The organism is Wolbachia endosymbiont of Drosophila leontia (genome assembly GCF_028981785.1).
Classification (GTDB): Bacteria; Pseudomonadota; Alphaproteobacteria; order Rickettsiales; family Anaplasmataceae; genus Wolbachia; species Wolbachia pipientis.
The window spans coordinates 1-6,076 of record NZ_JAPQLK010000142.1; the positions used below are offsets into that span (position 1 = coordinate 1).

7 protein-coding genes and 1 pseudogene are annotated in these 6,076 nt (G+C 35.8%); 6 read left to right on the forward strand and 2 right to left on the reverse strand.

What is annotated here, in order from left to right; genetic code table 11:
- Window positions 1-330 precede the first annotated feature (330 nt).
- Window positions 331-1,038 (forward strand): hypothetical protein, encoded by a 708-nt coding sequence (locus OZD63_RS05320; protein ID WP_274979673.1) that lies wholly within the window; start codon window positions 331-333, stop codon window positions 1,036-1,038.
- Between the two features lie 211 nt (window positions 1,039-1,249).
- Here OZD63_RS05320 and OZD63_RS05325 read toward each other — a convergent pair.
- Window positions 1,250-1,846 (reverse strand): annotated as a pseudogene (locus OZD63_RS05325) (TIGR02217 family protein).
- 190 nt (window positions 1,847-2,036) lie between these two features.
- Window positions 2,037-2,795 (reverse strand): DsbA family protein, encoded by a 759-nt coding sequence (locus tag OZD63_RS05330; protein WP_275008311.1) that lies wholly within the window; start codon window positions 2,793-2,795, stop codon window positions 2,037-2,039.
- Window positions 2,796-3,128: 333 nt separating this feature from the next.
- Here OZD63_RS05330 and OZD63_RS05335 point away from each other — a divergent pair, with 333 nt between their 5' ends.
- From OZD63_RS05335 to OZD63_RS05355, 5 genes are all read left to right on the forward strand, one after another.
- Complete coding sequence (locus OZD63_RS05335; RefSeq protein WP_007548541.1) at window positions 3,129-3,281, forward strand: hypothetical protein; 153 nt, start codon at window positions 3,129-3,131, stop codon at window positions 3,279-3,281.
- 16 nt (window positions 3,282-3,297) lie between these two features.
- Window positions 3,298-3,885 carry a Fic family protein gene (locus tag OZD63_RS05340; protein ID WP_275008313.1) on the forward strand — a complete coding sequence of 196 codons (588 nt, stop codon included), beginning with the start codon at window positions 3,298-3,300 and terminating at the stop codon, window positions 3,883-3,885.
- A 101-nt stretch (window positions 3,886-3,986) separates the two neighbouring features.
- Window positions 3,987-4,283: a hypothetical protein gene (locus OZD63_RS05345; protein ID WP_274979670.1), complete on the forward strand. Its 297-nt coding sequence runs from the start codon at window positions 3,987-3,989 to the stop codon at window positions 4,281-4,283.
- A gap of 95 nt (window positions 4,284-4,378) precedes the next feature.
- Window positions 4,379-5,857 carry a UbiD family decarboxylase gene (locus OZD63_RS05350; RefSeq protein WP_182319895.1) on the forward strand — a complete coding sequence of 493 codons (1,479 nt, stop codon included), beginning with the start codon at window positions 4,379-4,381 and terminating at the stop codon, window positions 5,855-5,857.
- A 5-nt stretch (window positions 5,858-5,862) separates the two neighbouring features.
- Window positions 5,863-6,076, forward strand: a 214-nt coding sequence (locus OZD63_RS05355; protein ID WP_275008314.1) for a hypothetical protein, incomplete at its 3' end; no start/stop codon positions are given.

Consider the following 6,076-nt stretch of genomic DNA (forward strand, 5'->3'; position numbering starts at 1 on the left):
GAGTGGTAGTGAAATTTCTTTTACTCAAATTTAGGTATTCACTGACCGTTCTTATTATAAATACCAGAATAATAAGCTACTGATATTCTCCATCTTTTTTATCTTTAATCCATCATAGCTAGCGATGCAACAAAGCCATCCGGTTGCATCACGCGCTGCAGCCAGGCGCAATAGAAAACGCATTACACCAATAAAGCCCTTTTGGTGCTCAAGCAAATATAAAAGATTTTTATTCTATTAAAAAAAATATAATTTTTATTAAAATTTTCATTTATTTTTATTTAAAAAGTAAACATTATTAATATTTACTTTAACTAATATAGGATATATATGAATACAAAAATATTTGAGATGTTAATAAGGAGAACTGGTCTACGCAGAGATAGCAAAGCTGAGATCATACAGTTAAATAGAAATGAAAAAGCTTTCGTAGATGAGGATAAAGAATCTATCGAATTAGCTGAGGCCATTTTTGAAGAGAATAATATGTTTCATTTCCGCAAACCAGGTCCTGCTATGGATTACATTTTGCACAAATTAATAAATGATAGGAAGCTTTTCGAGGAAATGAAAGATAGAGGTACAAGTATAATACGTCTTTTTTCTTTGTTATCAATGTATCATGGTCGTCTCAATTGCTGTGTTATAAGAAAAGGAGGGTGTATTACTGAGTGTGGCATACTTGATTACGCTGGCACCTATCCAGAACTAGTGCCTTTAGAGGACTTTATACTTATTGAGCCTTCCTCGTACCTCGAGTACATTGTGTTTGACAATGAGAATATCAGAAATAGGTTAGCTGAAGACTTAACTGAAGATAAAACAAAATTAGATATCTTTTTGAATGGAATTTTAGCAACAAAGAATTCGGATTTAGTATTATCTTGTATTAACAAGATAGAGGTTCTTAATGAGGAAGATAGATATTTTGTTAATCTCTTACAGAAAAACGGCATGCTAGACTACATCTTAAACAAAGATGATACAACACTTGCAAAATCAACTCTAAAGGAGTTGTTGAAGCTTTCTATTTTGTAGGAAGAAAAAAGCACTGAGTTAGAATCTCCCCAAGCTTCAAGTGTAAATGTTAGCAAAGCTCAGCAACATTGTAGTATATAGCTGGTGATAAAGTTTAAAATAATTGCATATACTAAGGCTCATTTAAATATAGAGCCTCAGTGGTGCTTAATTTTTTCAATTGATGGTGACTAGTAGCCCTACTATGATGTGGATCTATGCTCGCTTATAACTAAAATTTCACTTCCACCAAGGGGATATTATTCCAGCTATTGCTTCCATAGTCATCAATCGAAGCGTTTAAGTAATCTGTATCAAAGCGCACGGGCACATCAAATTCAAAGCTCGCAGTGATTATCACATCCTTTACTGGTGGCTTCATAAATGTTATTTCTCCAGTTGAATAATTTACTGAATATTCACTCTCTTCTTTACCATTTAAATAAATCTTTACTGTCCCATGTACTGGCTTTTTGATCATACGTATATGCTTATCTTCCCCACTTACATAAGTTTTGATTAGCTAAAAAGTCGTTTTTTTGTTATCTCCTATACCAATCTCTTGGTTGATGGCTATAAAATCCCACCAATCCTTAAAACGAAACCCTATTGCTTTACCTTTTCGTGCATGAAAAAATGTTATTAGTTCTAGTAGCTGCTCGTTTGATCTGACCCCGTAAGCTATGTTGTATCTAGTGCGTGCATGAGACCAATTGATGTTGCGCTGTTCACAACCGTTATGAGTTGTTACAACGTCAGTGGAAAATTCCGGTCCTCCAGCGGAACCATAAGATATATTTTCTGGAAATCTAATTTCTGTGAATGACATATACCCTCCCGTGAAAGTAAAATAGTTTGGTTGAAGAAAATGTTGTAATTTGAAAGCGTTTCACATAGTAAATGACGCTATGGAAAGTGGATGAGACTACTGAGTTAAACTGCTGTCACACCCACAGTTACTATACTCAGGTTCATTTGAGTTGTCAAGCAAAAAAATAAAATTTTATGGCAAACTGTAACTAGCCTTGCTTGTGACTTAATTCATCTACTTTTTTGCGTAATACATTCAAATCAGTTGCTCCTACAAACAGGCTATCTCCAATTATTAAAAAAGGTGTACCACCTACTCCCAAATCTCTTACTAGAAGCCTACTGTTGTTTATCATTTGCTCAATTTTGTCCGCGTTATCTTTTATGGAATCATTAAAATCGTCCTCATCAATCCCTATGTTTTTCACTATATCCAATATGCTTTCGTCTGAAAATTCTCCTTTGTGACTTAAAGCAGCATGGTGAAAATCGAAATATTTTTCTTTATCGAGAAAATAGACAGCTAGAGCACTTTTTGCTGCCTTTAAAGAAGCGTTACCAAGTATTGGAGCATCCCTAAAGATATACTTAATTTTGCCGTCGTTAATTAACTGCTTTATATCATTCTTTATAGCTTTGCAATGTCCACAAGAATAGTCAAGGAAGCCTACAGCTATAACACTACTACTTTCATTTCCGGAGTAAGGATAAGTAAGGTCAAATATTTGATCCTTGTATTGTGAAATTTTACTTTTGGTTACATTATCTCGAGCAGCGTAACTACTTTTAATCGACTGCTCTTTGAGAGTTTTTACGATCTTATCAAAATTTCTGCTTATATAGCTATCTAATTTCTCACCTATATAATCATCGCTTAGCATTTGGCTGCGATTTGAAAGCCAATTGTTTATTATCGGCAAGCTTGCTATTGCTATTATTAAAATTAATAAAAACGATATTCTAGACATACAATTTATTTAAAAACCTACAACATAAAACTTTTAGTACACATTTATCTGTATATTAAAAGAAGCATCTAATGTTAATATATAAAAACATTTGTATCAAGTGTATTTTATAACCAGTTTTGCCTCAAATGCAAACTTTACACAATAAAACTCAAGCACATTACCACAAAGTTCATCAGAAGACTTGGTGATGCAAGTGACAAAACTACCTCCAGAATAGCCAATTATGAGATGCTCTATCTTTTACCGCCACGCTGTAAATACGGCGGTAAAACAAAGTTGATAATTTTATTCCGCTGTGTATAATTTCAACAAACTCCGCGGAATAAACATATGAGTGAACCAATAATTGGCAGAGAAAAAGAAATAGCTATTCTACAAGACAAACTTCTTTCTCAATCAGCCGAATTTATTGCTGTTTATGGTCGGCGTCGTGTAAATGTTGTATTATCTGCATTTTATCAGCATAATATAGAAGTAATGTAATGCAGATATTATGCCGATGCCGAATTATACGATTACTTCTAAAATTGCTAGTTGTCTTATAAGGATTGAAGCAGCAAAAGAAAAAGTGTTACATTTGCCGCTCACTGTATCAATGCTTTTGTCTCTTCGTGAAATTGCACGGCTTTATACCACACACTATTCTACTATGATTGAAGGAAATCGACTTGAACCTAAACAGATTGAAGAGGTTTTAAGTGGTAAAAGCCACTTTCCAAAATATAGGAGAGATGAAAATGAGGTTAAAGGATATTATGCAGCTTTAACTCAAGTTGAACAATGGGCAGCAAGGAGAATACCCATTACTGAGAAAGCTGTTCAAACACTACATGCTCTAGTAATAGCAAGTGGAAAATCTAAAATAAAATCAACACCTTATCGTGATGGTCAAAATGTTATCCGCGATAGTCTTACACGTGCAATAATTTATATGCCACCTGAAGCAAAGGATGTACCAAAGCTCATGAGCAGTATGATTGATTGGATTCGTAACAGTGAGCAAGTGCCTTGCCCAATTATTGCAGGTATTGCGCATTATCAATTTGTAACAATTCACCCTTACTATGACGGTAATGGTCGAATCTAGGAGCGTATTATGAAGCAATCAGTATAGGTCCATCGCACAACTATTACATGGGACGAGCTGAAGCAGATATTACTAAGTGGGTGGAGTATTTCGTAGAAGGTATGGCAAATTCATTTGAGAACGTTTTACAACGTATAAATAAAGAAGAATACCACGCTGATCAGACTGATCTTATACGTAAGCTTGATCCTAAACAACGCAAAGCTCTTGAGCTCTTCCAGAAGTTTTCCGCTATTACAGCTAGTCAGGTTGGCGAACTATTTAATTTTAAGCCTCGTACCAGTGCGCAACTTTGTAAAAAGTGGGTGGAAATGGGGTTTATCAAGATTGTAGATTTTTCCAATAGAGGAAGGAAATACAAACTTAGTAAGCAATATGAGGATTTGATCTCAAATTAACTGAAAGCTCGCTAGGCAGGAAAGTAGTGCATAGGTCAAATTTCAATAAAGTGCTTGAAAACTAAATGTAAACTTAAAATTTTAAAAACTGGAATATGTACAACAACTTACGCGACTTCATCAAAGCCTTAGAAGAAAAAAAGAATCTGATTAGAATTAAGGAGAAAGTTTCAACAGTTCTTGAAATGACAGAAATTCACCGTAGGGTTTTGTCAAACAAAGGGCCAGCGATCATTTTTGAAAATGTTGTCACAGAAAATGGTAAAAATTCGATTCCTGTTTTGGTGAATTTATTTGGTACTATTAAGAGGATTGCATTGGGGTTGAACATAAATCCTGATGAACTAAGAGATCTTGGTAAACTTTTAGCATTTTTGCAATCACCTGAGCCGCCAAAAAACTTTAAGGATGCTATAAAAATGTTTCCTTTGTTGAAAGTCGTGTTATCGATGCGAAGTAAAGTCGTGAGCAAGGCTCCATGTCAAGAGGTAGTGCTAACCGGAGATGAAGTGGACCTAAGTCTACTGCCCATTCAAACATGCTGGCCAAATGAACCTGCACCACTTATCACCTGGCCGATTGTGGTGACAAAAGGACCTACGAAAGACAAACAAGATAATTTCAATCTTGGAATATATCGTATGCAGGTCATAGATAAAAAAACAACTCTAATGCGTTGGCTTGCGCATCGTGGAGGAGCAGGTCACCATAAACGATGGAAAGAGAAGGAACAAAATATGAAATTTCCTGCTGCTGCTGTGATCGGTAGTGATCCTGCAACAATTATTGCTGCGGTAACTCCAGTGCCAGAAACATTGTCAGAATACCAATTTGCTGGACTGCTGCGAAAGAAGCCGCTTGAACTTGTAAATTGTAAGACTATTCCACTTCAAGTGCCAGCTCACGCGGAAATCGTTCTGGAAGGCTATGTGAGTTTGGATAGATATCAAGATGAGGGACCATATGGAGATCACACTGGCTACTATAATTCTGTTGAGCAATTTCCAGAATTTAATATTACTGCAATTACTATGCGTAAAAACCCGATATATCTTAGCACTTTCACTGGCAAGCCACCTGATGAACCATCGATTCTTGGTGAAGCACTCAATGAAATTTTTGTGCCCATTCTTATCAATCAATTTCCAGAGATAGTGGACTTTTATCTGCCACCGGAAGGTTGCTCATATAGAATAGCGATAGTGTCGATAAAAAAATCCTATCCAGGGCAGGCAAAAAGAATTGTTATGGGCATACTTTCTTTTCTAAAGCAGTTTTTATACACGAAGTTTATTATCGTTGTTGATAATGATATAAATGTACGTGATTGGAAGGAAGTAATGTGGGCAATGTCAACGAGGATGGACCCTGTGCGTGATACAATCATGATAGAAAGTGTACCTATTGATTATTTAGACTTTGCTTCCCCTGAAAGTGGACTTGGAGGTAAAATGGGATTTGATGCGACAAACAAAATTCCTCCTGAAACCAAACGAGAGTGGGGAAAGAAAATTAAAATGAGTGAGGAAATAGTAAGAAAAGTCACGGAAAAGTGGGAGGAATATATGGACTAGACTTCTTGCATAAAAACAGAAAAAAGTTTGGCGTTTTTTATAATGCCGCATTAACTGATAATTGTGCGTCACAGTGCCCTCTTCTTGTCATCCGAGTAGCTGACACTGGTTCACTTTATGATGGTGTCATGAAAGTAGCCTCCTTCCCCTGTCATCCCAGTGCCCAGACACTGGGATGGCTTTGTTGCATCGCTACTTATGAAAGGCTAACTATAATTA